The sequence below is a fragment of the Lutibacter agarilyticus genome, assembly GCF_900188235.1.
Classification (GTDB): Bacteria; Bacteroidota; Bacteroidia; order Flavobacteriales; family Flavobacteriaceae; genus Lutibacter; species Lutibacter agarilyticus.
On sequence record NZ_FZNT01000010.1, the window covers coordinates 117,657 to 140,314 of the forward strand.

At 30.1% G+C, this 22,658-nt stretch carries 16 protein-coding genes and 1 tRNA gene; 14 read left to right on the forward strand and 3 right to left on the reverse strand.

What is annotated here, in order from left to right:
• Positions 1-14: 14 nt before the first annotated feature.
• Positions 15-1,190, forward strand: coding sequence for a GlmU family protein (locus CHB67_RS15325; protein ID WP_089382675.1), 1,176 nt, complete (start codon positions 15-17; stop codon positions 1,188-1,190).
• A gap of 52 nt (positions 1,191-1,242) precedes the next feature.
• On the opposite strand, the gene CHB67_RS15330 is transcribed toward CHB67_RS15325, so the two are convergent.
• A tRNA-Gly gene (locus CHB67_RS15330) sits at positions 1,243-1,315 on the reverse strand.
• Between the two features lie 362 nt (positions 1,316-1,677).
• Between CHB67_RS15330 and CHB67_RS15335 the strand changes: the two genes are divergently transcribed.
• The 3 genes from CHB67_RS15335 to CHB67_RS15345 all read left to right on the forward strand — a co-directional run bounded on the left by CHB67_RS15335 (position 1,678) and on the right by CHB67_RS15345 (position 5,009).
• A complete protein-coding gene (locus tag CHB67_RS15335) occupies positions 1,678-2,112 on the forward strand; it encodes a GNAT family N-acetyltransferase (protein WP_089382676.1) in 435 nt (144 codons plus the stop codon).
• Positions 2,113-2,191: 79 nt separating this feature from the next.
• On the forward strand, positions 2,192-2,824 hold the full coding sequence (locus CHB67_RS15340; RefSeq protein WP_245813573.1) for a M15 family metallopeptidase: 633 nt from the start codon (positions 2,192-2,194) through the stop codon (positions 2,822-2,824).
• A 103-nt stretch (positions 2,825-2,927) separates the two neighbouring features.
• Positions 2,928-5,009 (forward strand): tetratricopeptide repeat-containing sensor histidine kinase, encoded by a 2,082-nt coding sequence (locus CHB67_RS15345; RefSeq protein ID WP_089382678.1) that lies wholly within the window; start codon positions 2,928-2,930, stop codon positions 5,007-5,009.
• 50 nt (positions 5,010-5,059) lie between these two features.
• Here CHB67_RS15345 and CHB67_RS15350 read toward each other — a convergent pair whose 3' ends face one another.
• Both CHB67_RS15350 and CHB67_RS15355 read right to left on the reverse strand, forming a co-directional pair.
• Positions 5,060-7,480 (reverse strand): polysaccharide lyase 6 family protein, encoded by a 2,421-nt coding sequence (locus CHB67_RS15350; protein ID WP_089382679.1) that lies wholly within the window; start codon positions 7,478-7,480, stop codon positions 5,060-5,062.
• Between the two features lie 153 nt (positions 7,481-7,633).
• The gene (locus tag CHB67_RS15355; protein ID WP_141119733.1) at positions 7,634-8,200 is read right to left on the reverse strand and encodes an alpha-ketoglutarate decarboxylase; all 567 of its coding nucleotides are present in this window, start codon (positions 8,198-8,200) and stop codon (positions 7,634-7,636) included.
• A 338-nt stretch (positions 8,201-8,538) separates the two neighbouring features.
• Here CHB67_RS15355 and CHB67_RS15360 point away from each other — a divergent pair, with 338 nt between their 5' ends.
• From CHB67_RS15360 to CHB67_RS15405, 10 genes are all read left to right on the forward strand, one after another.
• The gene (locus tag CHB67_RS15360; RefSeq protein WP_089382681.1) at positions 8,539-10,806 is read left to right on the forward strand and encodes an alginate lyase family protein; all 2,268 of its coding nucleotides are present in this window, start codon (positions 8,539-8,541) and stop codon (positions 10,804-10,806) included.
• 22 nt (positions 10,807-10,828) lie between these two features.
• Entirely contained in the window at positions 10,829-11,206 is a 378-nt protein-coding gene (locus CHB67_RS15365) for a cupin domain-containing protein (protein ID WP_089382682.1), read from the forward strand.
• 629 nt (positions 11,207-11,835) lie between these two features.
• Positions 11,836-14,913 carry a SusC/RagA family TonB-linked outer membrane protein gene (locus CHB67_RS15370; RefSeq protein ID WP_089382683.1) on the forward strand — a complete coding sequence of 1,026 codons (3,078 nt, stop codon included), beginning with the start codon at positions 11,836-11,838 and terminating at the stop codon, positions 14,911-14,913.
• 23 nt (positions 14,914-14,936) lie between these two features.
• Positions 14,937-16,349 carry a RagB/SusD family nutrient uptake outer membrane protein gene (locus CHB67_RS15375; RefSeq protein WP_089382684.1) on the forward strand — a complete coding sequence of 471 codons (1,413 nt, stop codon included), beginning with the start codon at positions 14,937-14,939 and terminating at the stop codon, positions 16,347-16,349.
• A gap of 34 nt (positions 16,350-16,383) precedes the next feature.
• Positions 16,384-17,256: a PKD domain-containing protein gene (locus CHB67_RS15380; protein WP_089382685.1), complete on the forward strand. Its 873-nt coding sequence runs from the start codon at positions 16,384-16,386 to the stop codon at positions 17,254-17,256.
• A 58-nt stretch (positions 17,257-17,314) separates the two neighbouring features.
• Positions 17,315-18,190 (forward strand): polysaccharide lyase family 7 protein, encoded by an 876-nt coding sequence (locus CHB67_RS15385; protein WP_245813578.1) that lies wholly within the window; start codon positions 17,315-17,317, stop codon positions 18,188-18,190.
• Between the two features lie 233 nt (positions 18,191-18,423).
• Positions 18,424-19,143, forward strand: a complete 720-nt coding sequence (locus tag CHB67_RS15390; protein WP_089382687.1) for a FadR/GntR family transcriptional regulator — start codon at positions 18,424-18,426, stop codon at positions 19,141-19,143.
• A gap of 100 nt (positions 19,144-19,243) precedes the next feature.
• Positions 19,244-20,530 (forward strand): MFS transporter, encoded by a 1,287-nt coding sequence (locus tag CHB67_RS15395; RefSeq protein ID WP_089382688.1) that lies wholly within the window; start codon positions 19,244-19,246, stop codon positions 20,528-20,530.
• Positions 20,531-20,568: 38 nt separating this feature from the next.
• Positions 20,569-21,333, forward strand: a complete 765-nt coding sequence (locus CHB67_RS15400) for an SDR family NAD(P)-dependent oxidoreductase (RefSeq protein ID WP_089382689.1) — start codon at positions 20,569-20,571, stop codon at positions 21,331-21,333.
• An 86-nt stretch (positions 21,334-21,419) separates the two neighbouring features.
• Positions 21,420-22,640, forward strand: a complete 1,221-nt coding sequence (locus tag CHB67_RS15405) for a 6-phosphofructokinase (RefSeq protein WP_089382716.1) — start codon at positions 21,420-21,422, stop codon at positions 22,638-22,640.
• Positions 22,641-22,658: the final 18 nt, after the last annotated feature.

A 22,658-nucleotide genomic window follows, 5' to 3' on the forward strand; every position in this document is an offset into this window, starting at 1 on the left:
AAAATATTTACGAAATGAATTATATTTTATTTGATGGAACAGTTAGAGATTCTTTATTGCCTTTAACATATACCAGACCTGTAGCAGACTTAAGAATAGGGATTTTAACCATTAGAGAAAAATGGGAAACTTTTTTAGGCTACACTACAACTACACTTACTGAGGAATATTTAGAAGAAAAATATCCAATGGTTGAAATGGAGCAAAATGTAATGATAAATGCTTCATTTTTACCTACAACACAATTAGTAGAAATTATTCAAAATTTAAAAGAAAATCAGGCTGTTTTTCAAAATGAAGAAGTAATTGCTTTTTACACTACTGAAGAACAAGAAGATGTTGATTTTGAAACCTACGAACAAATTGAATTTAAAGCTGAATTACTTCAAATTAAAAATACGTGGGATTTATTTTCATTGAATGACAAAGCCCTAAAAGCAGATTTTCAATTAATCACTGATGGAAGAAAATCGGAACCCATTCCTGAAGGTGTTCAATACCTAAATAAAGAAAATATTTTTATTGAGGAAGGTGCACAAGTCTTATTTTCGGTACTAAATGCAACAGAAGGTCCAATTTATATAGGTAAAGATACTTTAGTAATGGAAGGAAGCCTTATTAGAGGTCCTTTTGCTATGTGTGAACACGCTGTGGTTAAAATGGGTTCTAAGGTCTACGGAGCAACTACATTGGGTCCTAAATGTAAAATAGGAGGAGAGGTAAATAATTCTATTTTATTTGCATCTTCAAGTAAAGGTCACGAAGGTTACTTAGGTAATTCAGTACTAGGTGAATGGTGTAATTTAGGTGCTGACACTAATAATTCTAACTTAAAAAATAATTACGAGCAGGTTCGCCTATGGAATTATGAAACAGAAAATTTTGCGAAGACAGGATTGCAGTTTTGTGGATTAATTATGGGAGACCATTCTAAAAGCGCCATAAATACCATGTTTAATACAGGAACTGTTGTAGGAGTAAGTTCAAATATTTACGGCAGTAATTTCCCAAGAAACTTTGTACCTTCATTCAGTTGGGGTGGAGCAGCTGGTATTACAACTTACCAAATTAACAAGGCTAAACAAACTGCAAATTTGGTAATGAAACGTAAAAATGAAGAATTTGATGAGGTTGAACAACGTATTTTAGAACACGTTTTTGAAATCACAAGTAAGTATAGAAAATCTTAAAAAAAACATATAAATAAAAAAAAAGCCAAACAAATGTTTGGCTTTTTTTTTGAGCGAGAGACCGGGCTCGAACCGGCGACAGTCAGCTTGGAAGGCTGAAGCTCTACCAACTGAGCTACTCTCGCAATTGGTGATGCAAATATACAACCCTTTTACAGTTTAGCAAACGTTTTTTTAATAAATTTTCAATTTTTTTAAATAAAAATAAAGTTGTTATCATGTGTGTTGTTTTTATAATACGGTAAGGGTTTTATGGGGGTTAATTATTATTTATTTCAGTTGCTTCATAACCAGTAATTTGTGTTTTTGAAATAGCGTAAAATAGTTGATGTGTTATAAGATTTAGGGATATTTAAACCTTTTTAAAAAGTAGTATTCTAAATTAAATTAATTTCAATAATTTCTATTTTAATAGTAAATTAGCCTACGAATGGTTTAAAAAACCATTTTTTAAAATTAAAAACAAGTAGTTTTACACTCAATTTAAATGATAAAAGTTAAAAAAATCCTTACAGAAGAAACTTATACAATTCGTTTTGAAGTGTTGAGAAAAGATATTCCGTTACCATATAAGTTCAATGGAGATTTTGAAAAGGAGACTTTTCATTTGGGAGCTTTTAAAAATAACCAATTAATTGCTGTTTCAAGCTTTATGAAAGTTTCAAACAATAATTTTTATGGAGATCAGTTTCAACTAAGAGGTATGGCTACTTTAGAAAGCTTTCAGGGCCTAGGTGCTGGTAAATTAATGGTTGATAAAGCGATAGAAATTTTGAAAACACAGAAAATAGATTATTTGTGGTGTAATGCTCGTGTTATTGCCGTTGATTTTTACAAAAAACAAGGGTTTAAAATTGCAGGAGAATTATTTGATATCAAATATGTGGGGTCTCATTATTTAATGTTTAATGAGTTGAAATAATATGAATTGTAGAAATTATATTTTTTATTTTTTACTTATAACTGGGTTATGCACCTATGCACAGTGTGATTATTCAAATTTGGCATTAACAGGTAGGGGTGATTTAGAATTATTTGGTACTAAGGTGAAATTACATCCAGATGCATATAAAGCATTTTTAAAAATGGAAGAAGCTGCTTTAAAAGACGGCATTTCTATAAAAATACTTTCAGGGTATAGAAGTTTTTCAACACAAAAAAATATTTGGAATAGAAAATACAAAAAATATACAGCTGAAGGAATGTCTCCTGAAAAAGTATTAGATAAAATTATTGAATTTTCAACATTACCAGGAACTTCTCGCCATCATTGGGGAACAGAAATTGACATAATTGACAATTCAGTAAAAACACCAACAAATTATTTGGTTGAAAAAAATTTCATTAAAGGAGGCTGTTATGAGAAATTGAAAAAATGGATGGATGAAAATTCAGAAAAATTTGGATTTTATTTAGTGTATACAAAAAATGGATATCGAAAAGGTTTTAAATATGAACCTTGGCATTATAGTTATAAACCTATTTCTTATAGTTGTTTTAAAAAAATTTTAAAATTAGATTCATTATATATGCTTAATTCCTTAGATATTAAGGGACGTGACTATTTAACCACTGAATTTCTAAGTAAATATTTTAATGAACAAGTACTTGATATTAATCCAAAATTAAAGTGAAAAATACTTGTTTAATTATTGATAAAATAATAGTAAATTTGTTTTTTTAATCGTTTAATTTTCAAGTGTTAGACGTTTATTTAGTGACCCCAAATAATATTTAATGAAAAATAAAATAACGTTTCTTTTCACTTTGTTTTTGTCTATAGTTTTATATGGTCAAAATACAGTAACAATTTCTTATTTAAAACAAGCATTACGTGCAGAGGCGAACGATTCTATTAAAATCTCATTAAATGTTAAATTATCTAATTCATTTTCTTCTTTAGAAAAAGACTCTTCAAACTACTACTTTAAAAATGCGTTGTTATTAGCCGATTCAATTTTATATAAAAAACAACTTGCAAAAATTTTAGATAACGAAGGATTTAATTTTGAAATTGAAAACAATTTTGAAAAAGCGATTCTTAATTTTGAGCGTAGTTTAGCCATTTATATTGAGCTAAATGATAATAAAAATATGGCTAGGTTATATAATTATATAGGCTATTGTTATATTAACTTATATGCAGAAGATAAGGCTATTGAGTATTACTTAAAATCTTTAAAAATATATCAAAGTATTGACGATGCTGAAGGAAAGGCTATGAATTTTATAGATATTGGTAACTTGTATTACGATCAGGAAAATTATGAAAATGCAAAAAAATATTTTCAAGATGCATTAACGTTGTATGAAAAATTGGGAGATAATGAGGGGATTGCTGCATCTTACACAAATTTAGGGAATGTTTATTGTGATTCAGGTGTGTATGATGAGGGAATAGATTATTACAAACAATCAATTATTTTAGAAGAAGAATTGAATGACCAAAATGGAATAGCTACTAATTACAATAATTTAGGAGATTGTAATATTCAATTATCAAATTTTAATGAAGCTAAAGTATATTTTCAAAAAGGTTTAAATATTGCAACTAAAATAAAAGACCAAGAATTGATAGCTATTATTTATTTGAATATGGCCGATCTTTACGAAAAGCAAAAAAAATACAATCAAACAATTTTTTACGCAAAAAAAAGCTTAGATATTTCAAGAAAAATTGGAAAGCTCGATTTTGAATTGGATAATTTGAAATTTTTAGCTGATGCCTATGAAGCAATTGGTGAAACTACTGAAGCATTGAAAGTATATAAGCAACATGATGTTGTTAAAGACAGTCTTTATAGTTATGATAAAGATAAAAAAGTGCAACTATTTAATGCTCTAAATAAATTAGAGGAAACATATTATACCATATCAGATTTATCATCTAAAAATGAGATAGCACAATTAAAGTACAAAAATGAAAAGAAAATTTCATATTTCTTGATTATAGCAATTGTTGTGTTTGCATTTTTACTAGTGCTGTTAATTCATCAACAAACTTCAAAAAAGAAAGCCTATAATTTACTTGAATTTAGAAATTTTCAAATAAATAAAATGAATGATGAAATTCAGGAGCAAAGAGATTATTTAAATCAGTTAAATAAAACAAAAGATAAATTCTTTTCAATTATTGCACACGATTTAAAAAATCCATTCAATTCTATCAAAGGCTTTACTGAACTGTTAATTGATAATAGTGGAGAGTATGAAGAAGAGAAACAATTGAAGTTTCTGAAAATTATTAAGGACTCTACAATTAAAGCTTCTATGCTGTTAAATAATCTATTAATTTGGGCAAATTCACAATCGGGTAATTTGACATATATTCCGAAAAAGATTGAGTTGGTACGCCAAGTAATGGATGTAACTTCCTTATTAGAAATTCAAGCAATAAAAAAAGAAATTGAAATTTATAATAATGTAGATCATAATCTTTCGGTAAAAGCTGATGAGAATATGTTAAATACCATTCTTAGGAATTTAATTTCAAATGCTATAAAATTTACAAACCCAAAGGGTGAAATAAGGGTGCTTTCAAAAGTTCAAAATGATATGGTTGAAATTTCAATAACTGATAATGGAGTTGGGATTTCTAATGAGGATATTGAAAATGTTTTTAATATTGAAGTTAAAAATACAAATATTGGTACAGCAAATGAGCAGGGTTCAGGTTTAGGCCTCATATTATGTAAAGATTTTGTAGAAAAGCACGGTGGAAAAATTTGGGTGAATAGTGAAATAAATGTCGGTACAGAATTTATATTTACATTGCCTTTATGGAGTGAAGAAGCTGATGATAAGGAGTTTGAATTATAAAAAAGCATAGTTAATTAACTATGCTTTTTTTATAAATATGTGTTTAAAATTTAATTTTTTAAAGGAGTTATAAGTCCAATTCTTCCAACCTTATTATTTTCTTTAAGAAGGTGAGATTTAGGGCTTGGTAAAAATAGTTGATGATCTTCCCACTTAGGATTTTTATAAGTAACAGTTCCTTTTTTAGCTTTATTAGTTACTTTTATTGAGCCAGAGTTAAAAACAAGTGAGTTATCTATACTATTATTGCTGCCGCTTAAGCTTACTGGAGTTATAACTTTGTAGCTATTTTCAAAAACAGTATTTTTAATAGTAACAAAATTAATAGCTTTAGTTTTTAAAATGTACCCTTTTTCAGTATTGTAAACCTTACTAAACACACATTGATCAACAATTAATTCTCCACCTTTAGTTACAGGGTTTATTCCAGATCTAATATAATTAACAGCAAATTCTTCAATATTTTTAAATACGCTATTGTATAATACAATAGTTTCGGCATTGTATTTTCCATAAGGTCCTTTTTCATACGAAAGGTTTAAACCTCTATAACTGTCTTGAATAATTGAATTTTTAATACTAATTGTATCGGCCAAAGTTCCTACATAGGCTTTAAACACAGCTCCTCCGTCTTTATTTGAGAAATTTTGAAAAGTACAATTGTTTACATATAAGTTGTATTTACCTGCTAAATTTTTATCAGGAGACACAACAGCGTATTTAATTGTGGTGCTGCTACTTTCACCGTCTAAAGTTAAATTTTCTAGTTTAGCTGTAGCTCCTTCATTTACTCTAAACAAGTAGGTAAGTGATTTTTGTAAATCATCGGCAGATTTAATAATAATTTCTCCCTTTTCGTTATCCCCTTTAATAGTTATTTCTCCGCTGATTTTCATTGTTTTTTCAAGAGTATAAGTACCTGGACTTAATATTAAAGTTCCTTTTAAACCAGCCTTTTTAAGTGCTTTACTAATAGTTTCAGTCCCAGGTTCAACAAATATATTGGTGTTTTCAACAACACTTGGTTTTCTTTCTTCAATTATTGGATTCCAAAATGGGCCTGTCCTAGCTAATAAAACCGAAGGGTAAACGGTATTGTTTAAATTAAATGCACCAGCTACAAATGTTTCTCTTTTTGAATTAGCCATATCAAATTTAGGACTTTTAGCAGTTTTTTTGGCTGTTTTTAATAGTTCGTTTGTTGCTGATGGCATTGGTAAATTTTTAAGAACTTGCCAATCAATGGTTGCTTTTGTAAATAGGTTAGGGTTTACAGTAGCTTCAGAGTCAACAATGTTTCCAAAAAACTGAATTCCTTTAATTTCATCTTGTTCGTTTATAATTTGTCCACCATTTGTATTTGTAATTAAGTTGTTGGCAAATATGGTATTTATTGCAGGAAGTGTTTTTTCATCATCTTTTCCTGCCCCAAATTGAACGGCGCTACAGTTAATGAGTGTGTTATTTTGAATAGTAACGTTTTTAACTTGGTTATACCTGTTTAAAGGTGAGTTAGGAACACCATTCATTACAACAATAGGGCCTCTATAATCATCTCCTACAACATTTATTAGTAGGTTGTTTTGAATGGTATGACCAGCATTTATAACTCTAATACCACCTGCCTTTTGAAGATTATTTCCAATAAACACATTGTTTTCTACCAAAGCATTATTTCCGTGCCTTAGTGTTAAAGTTCCTTCACTTTCAAGAAATAAATTATTTCTGAATATATTGTCACAAGATTTATTTGAGATAATTTCTATTTCACCATTGCAATGTTTAAATGTATTATACTCAACAAGCGTTTTTGAAGATTTCAAAGAATTTGTACTCGTACCAATTCTAATAGTTTCACCTCCGTTTGCTCCTAATTCAGGTCTGTTTCCAAAAAAATTATGATCAATTCGGTGGTTGTTCTCTGTATGTTCTTGCCCTTTTAGCCAAACAACTAGCGTTGTTCCTCCGTTTTCTTTGCCTGTGAAATTATTATGATCAACCCGGTTGTTTTTACCCCATAAATCTATCCAATGGCTCTCTATGCTTGGGTCAGATGGATTGTAATATGAAACAGTACAATTAGTTAAGCGACAGTTATAGGCAAAATCTTTTGAATCTTTTCTAAATTCAACTAAATATTTTGTAGTTGGTGTTCCATCCTTAAACCAAAGTCCTTTTATAATTACATATTTTCCTGAAATATTTAATCTTGAATCTCCGGTAATAATAACTTCACCATCAGTTTCTGCTGTAATTAAAATAGGAGCTTCTTTTGTTCCAATACCATTTGCTTTTAAATGAACATCTTTCCAAATACCATTTTTTAAAATAATTTTAGAGCCTGGAACTGCTTTTTTAATTGCAGCATCAAATTCAATAATATTAGATACTGTAGTTGAAGTAGCTTGTGCTGTAACTAGTATTTGAAATAAAAGAAATAACACTAGTAAAGTAAATTTTTTATTTGTCATTTTGTGTAAATTTAGGAAAATTCTTCTTGGTTTACCAAACTGGTAAACCAATTTTAAAATTCAAAGATATTTAAATAAAATCAATTATAATAATTGAAACTTAATTAAACTCCTAAATTAACAATTAAGCAAATAATTTAAAAAAAGTATTTATTAAAAATAAAAACCTATCACAGGGTTTATCGCAGAACTGTAAGGGCTCCTATCGCTGTCAAATAATACATCATATCTCACTCCAAAAGATACTGGTCCTGAAACAAATGAAAGTCCTAAATATATAGAGTTATTCCAGTAATCTTCGTCAAAATTTCCTCGTCTACTGGTTTGTAAGCCTTCGTATTCAGCTGAAATTTGAATAAATTCAATAGGTCTTGCTGCAAAAAATATACTTCCACCGTAAGAATTTGATTTATAAGTATAAAAACTTGTTTTATAATCTGAATAAATATAAGTCAATCCAACACCAGTAATAACAATTGGTGAAATATTGTAAAAGGCTTTTGGAGCAATAAGAATATCGGTGCCATTATTCCAAAACGATAAACCAACACTTCCTCCAAAACTCCATTTTTTTTGATAATCTCCATTAAGTTGTAAATTTTCAGTTGTTGCAGTTGTTTTGTTCGAAAAATAATTTTCATTTGAAGAAGCAATATCCTGAGAATAAACTGTTCCAAAAATAAATAATAACAAAAGAAATAGCGTGTTCTTGTAATGCATTTTTATCATTTTTTTGATGAATACTAATTCAAATATAATTAAATTTAAAGAGTAGCAAATTAAAAACTTTTATAATCTGATAAGGTTTTTCATTTGATTATGGTGAATATTAAAAAAAAGATTTAGTTGAAATATAAATTTAGTTTATAATTTAATTATCAACTTTAAATTGTATTACGTATTTGTAGTTGATTAACTAATAGTTTAAAAGTTAAAATAACACAGTTACAAGTTAAAATTATTAACATTTACTTGTTTAATAAACAAATATCCATATATTTGGTCAACCAAACTGGTTAACCAGTTTGGTTTTATATTCTATAAGTAAACAAAAAAGAATGAGAATTATAAAATTTATACCTATTAAAAGTGCATTTTTAGTTATTTTATTTATTACGATATCTTGTGGTGAAAAAACTGAAGTTGTTAATGAGTCTCAATCGGATTCTCAACATCCAAGTTTAATTCTTACTAAAAAAGGAGTTGAAGAAATAAGAGCGCAATTAGGAACTGTTCCTTTATTTGATAGCTCATTAGCAGAAACAAAAAAAATAGTTGATGCTGAAATTGAATTAGGAATTGATGTGCCTGTGCCTAAAGATTATTCTGGAGGGTATACGCATCAAGTACACAAAAAAAACTTTTTAATACTTCAAAAGGCCGGAGTTTTATATCAAATTTTAGATGATGAAAAATATGCTAAGTATGTAAAGGACATGCTAATGCAATACGAGGAAATGTATAAAACATTACCATTGCATCCAAAAACAAGGTCATATGCAAGAGGTAAATTGTTTTGGCAATGTTTAAATGATGCAAATTGGTTAGTTTACGTTAGTCAGGCTTATGATTGTGTTTATAATTATTTATCTGAAGAAGAACGCAACAAGCTGGAAACAAATTTATTTAGACCATTTGCAGATCATATTTCAATAGATAGTCCACAATTTTACCAAAGAGTTCATAACCACAGTACTTGGGGAAATGCGGCTGTTGGTATGATTGGTTTAGTAATGGGTGATGAAGAGTTAATTGATCGTGCTTTGTATGGAATTAAAGATTTAAAATTAGATACTAAAGAAAAAGATGATGATGGTGGTTTTTTAAATAAAGACGGTAAAGCTGGTTTTTTAGCAAACATAGAAGAACCTTTTTCACCAGATGGTTATTATAATGAAGGGCCATATTACCAACGTTACGCTATGTATCCTTTTTTAATTTTTGCAGAAGCTTTACATAATGTAAAACCAGCATTGAAAATATTTGAATACAAAGAAGGTGTACTGTTAAAATCTATTAATGCCTTATTAAATTTATCTGATGCAGATGGCGAATTTTTCCCATTGAATGATGGTCAAAAAGGAATGTCTTATTATACAAGCGCTTTGGTTACGGCAGTAGATATTTCATATCATTTTGGTACGCAAGATCCAGGTTTGTTAACAATTGCTGCAGAACAAAATAAAGTATTATTAGATGATTCAGGTTTAGCAGTAGCGATTGGTGTAAAAAATGGAAAAGCAAAACCATTTGAAAAAAAATCAATTAATTTATCTGATGGACCAGAGGGGAAGCAAGGTGGTGTTGCCATATTAAGAAATGAAGATATCGAATTAGTTTTCAAATATGCTGCACAAGGATCTAGTCATGGTCATTATGATAAATTATCTTACTCCTTATATGAAAAAGGCGATGAAGTAATTCAAGATTATGGCTTAGCCCGATTTGTAAATATTGAGCAAAAAGGTGGTGGAAATTATCTAAAGGAAAACAAAACTTGGGCAAAACAAACCATTGCACATAATACAGTAACACAAAATGAAACTTCACATTTTAACGGGAAGTATGACATTGGAAGCCAACATCATTCGATACTAAATTATTTTTCTTTTGAAAATGAAAACGTACAAGTTGCAAGTGCAAAAGAAAGTAATGCATATCCTGGAACAGCAATGCTTCGTACTATGGCAATTATAAAGGATGAAGATTTTGAAAAACCATATCTGTTAGATATTATGAAGGTGACTTCTAATAAAGTAAATAAATATGATTTCCCTTATTACTTCTTAGGGCAAGTGTTGCAAACAAACTTTGAGTACAAAACACCTAAAACATTAAATACTTTAGGAAGCGAAAATGGGTATCAACACTTATATCTTGAAGGAACAGCGAAAGCTGCTAGTGAAAACAGTAAACTATCATGGTTAAATGAAGGTAAATTTTATACGTTAACATCATTAACTAATAATAATGATGAGTTATTATTCACTAGAATTGGGGCAAACGATCCAGAATTTAATTTAAGACGTGAAGCAGCTTTCATGTTAAGACGAAAAGACACTAAAAACACACTTTTTGTTTCAACAATTGAAGCCCACGGAAGTTACAGTCCAGTTACAGAATCTGCAGTAAACTCAAAAAGCAGTATAAAAGAATTAAAACTCGTTCTTGATACAGCAGATTATACGGCAATAGAAATTACGAATATAAATGGTAATACGAAGCTATTTATTACAGCAAATATAAATGCTTCAAAAGAAGCAAAACATATATTAACAATTAACAACAAGAACTATACTTGGGTAGGTTCTTATTATTACGAATAAATTAATTAAAAAAAATAAAAAAATGAAACGATTTAGTGAAAAGTACATCATTACAAAAGAAATGGAATGGGAAGAACTTGGTGGAGGAGTATCAAGAAAATTCTTAGGTTACGATAATCAAATCATGATGGTAAGCGTGAAATTTGATAAAGGAGCATTAGGTGCGCCACATCAACATTTTCACACACAAGCAACCTATTGTGTTTCAGGTAAATTTGAATTTGAAATAGATGGAGTTAAACAAATTGTTGAAGCAGGAGATGGAGTGTATATAGAACCTAACTTATGGCATAGTGCAGTTTGTTTAGAAGAAGGACAACTAATAGATACATTTAGCCCAGTAAGAGAAGATTTCTTAAGTGGTGATGGGGTGTCTTATTTTGGTGATAAAGATGAGTAAAAAACTGCTTGTAATTACGAGTGGTTATAAATAGTAAAATTCAATTAAGAAGATTCTGTATACATTCTACTATATGTATTTTATGTAGTAATCGGTGAAAATCAGGTATCTTGATTGATTTTTTTAGTCTAATTAGCGAAGACTTTACGGAGTAGTTTATTTATTTAAGTTCATGTTAGCGAGGTGTTTAAGTTTTACGACTATTTTATTCATTAATTTAAATGTTAATTAAGTAAATAAATAAGGTAATTTAAAATATGTGTTAAAATATTTTTTTTTAAGTAATAATTAACATACTTTTGGTAAACCAAACTGGTCAACCACTTTGGGCAACCAAAAAAACAAACTATTAATAATTAAAAATTTAATCGATTTAATGAACAGTATGTAACCAAACAAAAAAAGGACAGGTGCCAGCCTATCCTTTTAAAAAAATACTTCTTTTAGAGTGGGAAGTAATTTGAACACGTAATTACTTAATAAAAACATGATTTTGCAAAAGTATGAAACTATTCATAAACTTCAAATTCTAGTTTTTATAAAGTTTAGGAAATTTAAGATTAACTATCTATACACAATTAATACAAAGTATTAATAAAATCAAACACTAAACAAAAAACAATTTTATTATGAATTTAAAAATTAAGCTTACATTATTATTAATGTTGTTGCTAAATGTTTCCTTAATAGCTCAAAACAGCTATGTGTTAAAAGGAACAGTAGTTTCAAACGTTAATGACCCTATACCTGGGGTGAGCCTTTTAATTAAAGATAGCTCAAAAGGAACTTCAACAGACTTTGATGGTAATTTTCAATTAGAAGTTGCTGTTGGTGATATTTTACAACTTTCTTTTGTTGGTTTTCAAACAAAAGAAATTATTATTTCAGGTCAAAACAATATCTCAATTCAATTAGCTGAAGATCAAAATGTATTAGAAGAGGTTGTTGTTATTGGATATGGTAAACAAAAGAAAAGCCATTTAACAGGTGCAATATCAAAAGTAGTAAACGAAAGCTTAGATCAAATTGCAGTTGCAAGGGTTGATGATGCTTTAACAGGGCAAGTTTCAGGTGTAAATATTGCAGCTACAGATGGTGGTGCTGGTTCAGCTCCTACAATTCGTATTAGAGGTACGGGTTCTATTACTGGAGACTCAGGTCCATTAGTTGTTGTTGATGGATTAGCGATGGATTCTGATATTTTGAGTTCATTGAATATGAATGATATTGAATCTTTTGAGGTTTTAAAAGATGCTGCTTCTGCCGCTATTTTTGGATCTAGAGGTGGTAATGGTGTAATTATGATTACAACAAAATCAGGTAAAGATGGAGATACTAAATTTAGTTTCAGCACTTTTGCTGGTATTAAAGAAGCGCGTCATAGTGATGCTTATACTTTAACTGTTGCAGAAACTGCAGCTGCTGAATTAGCAGCAAACGGTGTGCTTTCAGATCAAACAAAATACAAACAATTATTAGGTGTTGACAACCCTTGGCAAAACATTATTTTTAATGGTGGTACTATTACAAGTTATGATTTAAGTGCGAGAGGTGGTAACGAAAAAACAAAGTTTAGTACTTCATTAAACTACTTACATGATGAAGGAGTATTATTAACTGATGATTTTAAAAAATACGGTTTAAATATTAAATTAGATACTAAAGTTACTGATCGTTTTTCTTTTGGTGTTAGAGTAACGCCTACGTATACAAGAACAAGAAGATTTGATGGTTCTACACATGATATTTTAAGACAACCATCTTGGTTGCCATTATATTTAGATGAAAACACTATTCAATATGTAAATACAAACAAAGCTGCATATGCAGATGTTCAAGTTGGAGACTATGCACAACAACGTATGTTTGATGATTACGATTTAGTAAATGGTATGCCAAGTACAGGAAGTGGAACAGATATTAGTAATACTTCAAATACAAATCCAGGGGCTAAAGTTCTAGAACGTAGGCGTTTAGATCTTAAATTTAAATTGTTTAGCAGTGCTTATGCTAAACTTGAAATTATTGATGATTTAACATTTAAAACTACATTCTCTCACTTTTATCAAAATACTGAAAGATCTAGATATCAAGGTACTAAGGCAAGTAGGAATGGGGTAGCTGCTACACAAATGGATTATTCTGATCAAAACTACAACAAAGTTGTTACAGATAACTATTTTTCATACGACAAAACTTTTGACAAGCATGATTTAGGTGTTATTTTAGGATATGCTGCTGAATATGAAACAGAAACATATGCTGCAATTCAAGGAACTGGTTATGATAATGACAATGTTCAAACGATAAACAATGCAACTACAATTGCTGCAGCTAATCAACTTTCTTGGGAAAAAACATTACAATCTTTAATTAGTAGGGTAACTTATGCTTATGATGATAAGTATTTAGCTTCATTTAGTTATAGACGTGATGGTAGTTCAGTTTTTGGTAGCGATTACAAATGGGGTAATTTCCCTGCAGGTTCTATTGGATGGAGAGTTTCTGAAGAAGATTTCTTAAATAACAGTAACGTTATTAGTAACTTAAAATTAAGAGCTAGTTATGGTGTTACTGGTAATAACAGTATTAACTTATATAGTTATAGTGTGTTAAATAGTGATGTTTTAGGTAATTATTACCCATCTCAAGCATTATTAGCCGCTGAAACTTACAATGGGTTGGGAGCTTTCAATCCAATTAATATTGCAAACAATGAGTTACAGTGGGAGCGTTCTATAGAATTTAACCCTGGTATTGACTTTGGATTTTTAAATGGAACATTTACTGGATCTCTTGATTATTACAACAGAAAAAGTGACCAATTATTATTGTTTAACCCTATTTCTTCAACAACTGGTTTTAGCAATGCTTTAGTAAACTTAGGTGAAGTTGAGAATGCAGGTTTTGAATTTGAATTTAGAGCTAAAATATTTGATAAAGAAAACTTTAGATGGGATGCATCTTGGTTATCTTCATGGAATAAAAATACCTTGATTGATTTTGCTGATTCTAACGGTCAAATTCAAAACGTAGATACAAAAAGAGCTGCTGAGTGGATTAACTTAGAAGGAAATCCAATTTCATCTTTCTACGGATGGGTAGTTGATAAAGATATTCCTTTAGAATACATTAAAAATCCTTATCACCCAGTAGGTGCTGAAGCTCAAGATGTATATGTAAAAGATTTAAATGGAGATGGTTTAATTGACGATGATGATAAAGCTATTTTAGGTGATCCATATCCAGATTTTATTTGGAGTTTCTCTAATAATTTCAAAATATTTAATTTTGATGTTGCGTTTATGTTTCAAGGAAGTCACGGTGCTCAAATTAGAAATATGGGAGATCAATATATCTTCAACCACTTTAATAGTAGACAAGATTTCGATCCTGCAACCACTCCAGATCAACAATTTATCAAACAAAAAATATTTACAAGTGATATCATTCAAGATGCGTCATACATTGCATTACGTAACGTAAATATTGGGTACAATTTTCCTCAAGAGTTAATGGAGCAATGGGGTATGGGTAGTTTAAGAATTTATGCTACTGGAAGTAATTTAATGTACTTAACTGCTGATGATTATACAGGTTTTAATCCTGAATCAGTTGATAATACATCACCTACAACCTATGGTTATCAAAGAGCTGGTAGTCCGGTGTTTAGAACTATTTCTATGGGTATCAATTTAGACTTTTAATTTAACCATTAAATAAAAATATTATGAGACAAATAAAAATATTAATATTACTATTCGTAGGAGTATCAATTTCCTCTTGTAGTGATTTCCTATCACCTGAACCTTTATCTGCTATAACAGCTGATAGTTATTTCAAGAATGATAGTGAGATTTTGACAGGTGTAATCAATATGTATGATGGAATTCAAGGATTGAATTCAACACGTAGTACTGATAACCATGGAATTCAACAAGAATTTCAAGTAACTGAAATGCGTAGTGATAACACTAGAACTAAAAGTGGAGAAGGTGAATCTGCACAATTTGATGCTTTTAATGTAGATCCAACAAATGGTATTGTAGCTGATTATTACAGAAGTTATTACAATGTAGTTTACAGAGCTAATATTGTTTTAAATAATTTAGGATCAGCATCTGATGCTATGAAACCTTCATTTGAAGCTGAAGCTAAATTTGTTAGAGCTTATGCTTATTTCAATTTAGTTCGTTTATTTGGAGATATTCCTTTAATTGATAAAGTTATTGACCCTTTAGAAAAAGAAATTCAATTTACAAGAGTTAATGAAGATCTTGTGTATGATTTAATTGTTTCTGATCTTATAACTGCTGTTGATGGTTTAGGTGCTGGTACTTATGGAAGAGCATCAAAATCTGCTGCACAAGCATTATTAGCTAAAGTATATTTAACATTGGGTGAACACAGTTTAGCAAAACAATTATGTTTAGATGTTATGGGAGCTGGTTTTACATTAGAATCTAATTTTAAAGATATTTTTTATAATGAAGGTAATGATGAGGTAATTTGGGCTATTGTTTATGATGGAGATAATGCAACTGATAGTCAAAACTTTTCTGCTGAATGGTTGAACTCAGTTGGTAGAACAGTAGGTTTAAACTATGTAACAACTGAAGCTGCTGCTGCATTAGATTTGCTAGGAGGAAGCAGAACTAAGTATTCATATAGATTGGATGAAATACAAATTTCACAAAATCAAGTAGCAAAATACATCCCTAATGGAGACGCTAATTTAGGTATTGAGCCAACTTCAGGAGATCCTACTTTAGCAGGAAACGACTGGATAATTATGAGATATGCCGATGTTTTATTAATGTATGTTGAAGCCACAATGGGTACAGCTACTGAAACGTCTGATGCAAGTGCTTTAATAGCCTTCAATAAAATTAGAGCAAGAGCTGATATGCCTTTGGCTTCAAGTATAACTAAGCAAGAGTTATTAGATGAAAGAAGAGCTGAATTAGCTTTTGAAAACCAACGTTGGTTTGATTTAATTAGGTTTGGTGCTGCAAATGAAGTATACACTAAATTCTCTGCAGATAATGGTTATGGATATTCACCAACAGATCTTTTATTACCTATTCCACAAGGAGAAATTGGATTAAGTGCTGGGTTGTTAACGCAAAACCCAGGTTACTAATAAGTAATTAAAAATTAATTAAAAACAGTTTATTATGATTAATAATATAAAATATTTAAAACACATCAGTACTTCGGTACTAATGGTTGCGGTATTCATGTTGTCTTTAACTTCTTGTGAGTTTGATTTACCTGAAGCAAATTCTAAGCCTGATGATACACCGCCAAGTGCTGATTTTGGAGCAACTGTTACTGAAGATTATTTGGAATATAATTTTGCGAATTTTTCAGTAAGTGCAACAGATTATGAGTGGAACTTTGGAGATGGATCAACATCTACAAGTCAAGATCCAACACACGTGTATGCTGAAGAAGCTACTGATGAAGATGGTACACCTTATACAGTTACTTTATCTGCATCTGACAAATTGGGTGTTGTAAGTACTGTTTCAAAAGAGATTATTGTTTTGAAACCAGAAGTACCAGTAATTCCTATTCCTGTTATTTTAGAGCCAGGTTTTGAAGATTTATCTTTACCTGATGGTACTGGTGATGGACGTGATTCTTGGAGATGTAGTTTTGGATCAGTTATGCAAATTACAGGTTCACCAGTTTCTTTTGGAGATCAAGCGGCTAAATTTCCTTCTGATGGAGGTAGAACAGCATACCAAGAAATAGCAGTAACAAAAAATGTAGACTTTGTACTAACGTATCATTATACAATCAAAACTAGCCCTGTTGGATCAATAACAGTTGCTATTTTAGGAGGTTCAATATCAGATTTAAGTGAAGCTGCAGGTGCTACAATTACATCATTTACAGGTACTGATCAAGATGATGCTAATACCTATGTACAAGTTGATTTACCTTTTAATTCAGGAGATAATTCTACAATTGCTATTTTAATTACAAATGAAGGAGCAGAAGCTAGAATTGATGAATTTTCAATTGCATTAAAAGAAGAATAATAGAATATTAATTATGGTTAATAGAGTTTGTTTTAAGTTTTACCTGGGAGCTGCATTAATGTTTGTTTTGAGCATTAATGTAAGTTGCCAGAATCAAGATAATATTTCTGAAGAGGATACAGTAGTTATTGTTACTCCTGAAGATGATATAAACGAAGATATTGAACAAACGTATAATTTGCCAACTATAGATTTAAGTCACTGGAAAGTTACACTTCCAATAGGAAAACCTACGGAAGTGTTGCCTCCAGAGATATTAGATTATGCTACTAACCAAACGTTGAAACCATTTATGTTCAACGATTCAATCAACGGAGCTATTGTTTTTTATACATACCCTAATAGCTCAACAGCTAACTCATCTTATTCAAGAACTGAATTGCGTGAGCTTATGAATCCTTCAGATAAAAGCGCCACAAATTGGACCTTTAAACAAGGGGGACATTTAAAAGGAACGCTTTCAATGGCTGAAATTTCAAAAGATGAAAATGGAGATTATGATAGAACTATTATTATGCAAATTCATGGCAGATTAACCAATGAACAGCGTGATTTAATAGGTGAAGATGATAACAATGCACCACCAATATTAAAAATTTATTGGGTTGATGGTAAAGTTAGAGTTAAAACAAAAGTATTAAAAGATTTAAATGCATCAGATACTGAAATTTTATATACAGATGCATGGGGTGATGATAATGGATATTCATTTCCAGAGTATGTAGGTTTTGATAAGTTTACATTAGAAGTGAAAGTTTCTGAAGGTAGAATGGAAGTGATTTTAAATAACAATGCATCAGTTGTTTATGATGATATTCACATGCAAAAGTGGGGTGTTTTTGAAAATTATTTTAAAGCAGGAAACTACCTTGTAAGTAAACGAGAAAATGCATTTTCTAAAGTTAAATATTACAAACTTGAAGCATCACATTAATTAAAAAAGTAAAAGAACTATTAACTGATTAAAGTTTTTAAATAAAAACCATTAAGTATGACTATAATTTTAGTTTGATTAATATTTTGGTGAGATTATACTGGTCTAATTGTTAGACCAGTAAAATCTTATAAAATATGAGCAATTATTTGAAATGTTATGTCCAAAGTGGATTATTTAATATTCTTACACTTTTATAAATTGAGCGCTAATCACTCAACCAATATTTAAAAATGAATTTAGATATAATAACAAAAAATGACAATCATGAAGTTCAAAACTCTATTATTTCAAGAATAAGAGAATTGATCAACTTCAAAAACTTAGAACCTGGAGATAAATTACCTTCTGAAAGAATGCTTTCTGAACGATTTGAAGTATCTAGAAGCAATGTTAGAGAAGCTATTCAAAAATTAGAATTTTATGGATTATTAAAGTCTATTCCGCAAAGTGGAACATTTGTAGCAAATATTGGAGTTATAGCCCTTAATGGAATGATTGATGAAATTTTGGGAATGAAAGATCCTAATTTTAGATCATTAGTTGAAACAAGAATTTTATTAGAATTGAAAGCAGCAGGTTTGGCAGCAACTAGAAGAACTAAGGAAGATTTAATTAAATTAGAATCAGCACTTATTTCTTACGAAGAAAAAGTTTTAAAAGGAGAAGATGCTATACAAGAAGATTTGTTATTTCATTTAAGTATAGCAAGCGCTAGTGGTAATACAACATTAAATAAATTAATGCTAATTATTACACCAGGTATTATGACCAACTTTGAAAAACATCATGTTTGCGATACAAGTAAAGCTAATTTAGCGATACAAGAACATAGATCTATTTTTGAAGCAATTAAAAATCAAGATGCTAAACAGGCAAAAATGAGATTGAAAATTCATTTTAATGAATTATATCAATATTGCTATAATGATAATAATATTGAATTTGAATAGGAATTAAAACAAAAGTTTTTAAATATTACTTAATCAAATTTAAAAGATTGGTATACAGATTTATACAAAGGATAATACAGTTAATTAAATATTATAATTTATGAAAATTAAAGGATTAAGATGGGTAATAATTGGGCTAATTTTTTTGGCAACCGTTATTAATTACATCGATAGAAGTGCGCTCGCCATCATGTGGGGAAATGAAAATGTTGAAGGTTCAATTTCACAATCATTAGGACTTACAAAAAGTGATTATAGCCTTATCTTAAATATTTTTATGGTAGCCTATGCGTTAGGACAACTTTTTTCAGGTAAGTTATTTGATAAAGTGGGTACTAGAGTAGGTTATGTTATTAGTATTGGAGTTTGGGGATTGTCTTCTTTCTTTCACTCTATGGCAAGAGGAATGTTTTCACTTGCGTTTTTAAGAAGTACTTTAGGACTATCTGAGGCCGGTAACTGGCCAGGAGGTGTTAAAAGTAATGCTGAATGGTTTCCAATTAAAGAACGAGCCATTGCACAAGGGTTATTTAATGCAGGTGCTTCCATTGGTTCTGTAATTGCACCACCATTTATAGCAACTTTGTTTGTTGCTTATGGTTGGAGAATTACCTTTATGGTAATTGGATCTTTTGGTATTTTATGGATTATACCTTGGTTATTAATTAATAAAAGCGGTCCTAAAACACACCCTTGGATTACTAAAGAAGAGCAAAAATATATTGTTGAAGGTCAAAGTGTAGCGGATCAAAATGCCACATCTGAAACTAAAGGTAAAAGTTTAAAAGAAATCCTTTCACATAAAGAATCTTGGGCAATAGTTATTGGTCGTTTCTTTTTAGAACCAATTTGGTGGTTATTTGTAGGTTGGATGCCAATTTATTTATTTGATGTTTACGGTTTTAACGTAAAAGAAGTAGGTATGTTTGCTTGGGTACCTTACGTAGGTGCTGCCATTGGAAGTATTGCTGGAGGATATGTTTCTGGACAAATTATAGCCAAAACTAATTCAATAGATAAAGGTAGAAAAACAACCATTTTTATTGGTGGTGTTATTATGCTTATAGGATTAATAGCAACTGTATTATTTGCTGATTCAGCTGAAATATTTGTTGCAATTGTATTCTTTGTATTGTTCGGATTTCAGTTTGCTATTAGTAACGTACAAACATTACCAAGTGACTTTTTTAGTGGTAAATCAGTAGGGTCATTAGCTGGCCTTGGAGGAATGGTAGGAGTTTTCTCCGTAATTATTATGAATTTCTTAATTCCAGTAATTGCAGAAGTATCGTACACTCCAATTTTTATTGCAATAGCCGTTTTTGTGCCGCTAGGAGTTGGTGCAATTTATTTCTTTGCAAGAGATATTAAATCAGTAGAAGAATAAAAAATAAGAATTATTATAAAAATCAAAAAATAAAAATAATGAGTAATTTAAATAAAAAAGTAGCAGTAATTACAGGAGCTACAGGTGGAATAGGTTTTCAAGTAGCAAAAAGATTAGGACAAGATGGTTATACTGTAGTTTTAAACGGTATTGAAGATGAGATAGGAGCACAAAGAGTTGAAGAATTGACTGCTGAAGGAATCACAGCTGAGTATATTGGTTTTGACATGACAAATGACGAAGCGGTTACTGAAAATATCACTAAAATTGGTGAAAAATACGGGAAAATTGATTTACTTGTAAACAATACAGGTGGTATTGGAGTTAGAGCTCGTTTTGAAGAAATGACAACTGATCAATACAAATTTGTTATGGCTTTAAATCTTGATTCAGTATTTTTTGCTTCAAGAGCAGCTATTCCTTTCCTTAAAAAAGGTGAAAATGCTTCAATCATAAACTATACTTCTAATGCAGCATGGAATGGTGCAGGACCAGGAGCTGGTATTTATGCAGTGTCTAAAGGTGGAGTACAATCTATCACTAGAGCGTTAGCTAAAGATTTAGCTGAATACGGAATAAGAGTAAATGCAGTATCCCCTGGTACAATTGATACGCCTTTTCACGCGCAAATTAAAGCAACCAAGCCAGAAGTTTTTGCTTCTTGGGCAAATAGTGTTTTATTAGGAAGATTAGGTCAACCAGAAGAAGTAGCATCTGTGGTTTCTTTCTTAGCAAGTGATGATGCTTCTTTTATTACAGCTGAAACGATCCAAATTGGTGGTGGTCAAGCTTTAGGAATATAGTAATACAATATTTTTTATTAAAGGGGAGTGTTCAATTTTTTTATTGAATGGTCCCCTTTAATTAACCATAAAAAATGAGTACCCTTTTGAAAAAATCAATTGCAATTATTTGTGGAGGTGGTCCGGCACCTGGAATTAATACTGTTATTAGCACGCTTGCTAAAACATTTTTGAAAGATGGATATAATGTTTTGGGTGTTCATCATGGATATAAAGGGTTATTTTCTGAAAACCCATCTGTAAAATCTTTTGACTATCAAAGTGCTGATCGCATTTTTAGCCTAGGCGGTTCTACGTTAACTATGAGTCGTTTTAAACCAAAAGATGCTGATTTTAAAGCAAACTTTTTTGAAAATAACAATGTAAAATTATTGGTAACTATTGGAGGTGATGATACTGCTTCTACAGCAAGTAGACTAACAAAGTATTTAACAAATAAAAAATTAGATGTAACACATATTCACGTTCCAAAAACAATAGATAACGATTTACCGCTACCTGATAGAAATCCAACTTTTGGATTTCATACAGCAAAAGATGAAGGGGTTCGTATTGGAAATACGGTTTATGAAGATGCCCGAACCAGTGAAAATTGGTTTGTAGTTTCTGCAATGGGACGATCAGCAGGACACTTAGCATTTGGTATTGCTTCAGCCTGTCATTTTCCAATGATGATTATTCCTGAAATGTTCAATAAAACCAACATCACTTTTGAAAAGTTGACAAATATGATTATTTCGTCGATTATAAAAAGTAAAATTCGTGGCATTGAATACGGTGTAGCAATGGTTAGTGAAGGTGTATTTCATTTTATGGATGAAGATGAAATAAAAAACTCAGGAATTAATTTTACCTATGATGATCACGGTCATCCAGAATTAGGAAATGTGAGTAAATCACACATTTTTAATTATTTATTACAAGTTAAACTAAAAGAATTAGGCTTAGATATTAAATCTAGACCAGTTGAAATTGGGTACGAATTAAGATGTTGTAAACCAATTGCTTTCGACTTAACACTATGTACCTTATTAGGAATAGGTGTTAAGAAATTATACGACAAAGGAATAACAGGGTGTATTGTAAGTGCAAATTCAAATGGAGATATAGCTCCGTTATATTTAAAAGATTTTGAAGATGAAAATGGAAAGGTTCAGCCAAGATTAGTGAATATTGAATCTGATATGGCTCAATTGTTTATGAAGCACTTAATATATATTGGAGAAAGCGATTACGTAGAAACTAAAAAATATGTTGAGGATCCTTCAGCATACGATTTTAAAAAAATATTGAACTGGGATTCATAATTTTTAAATTTATAAAAC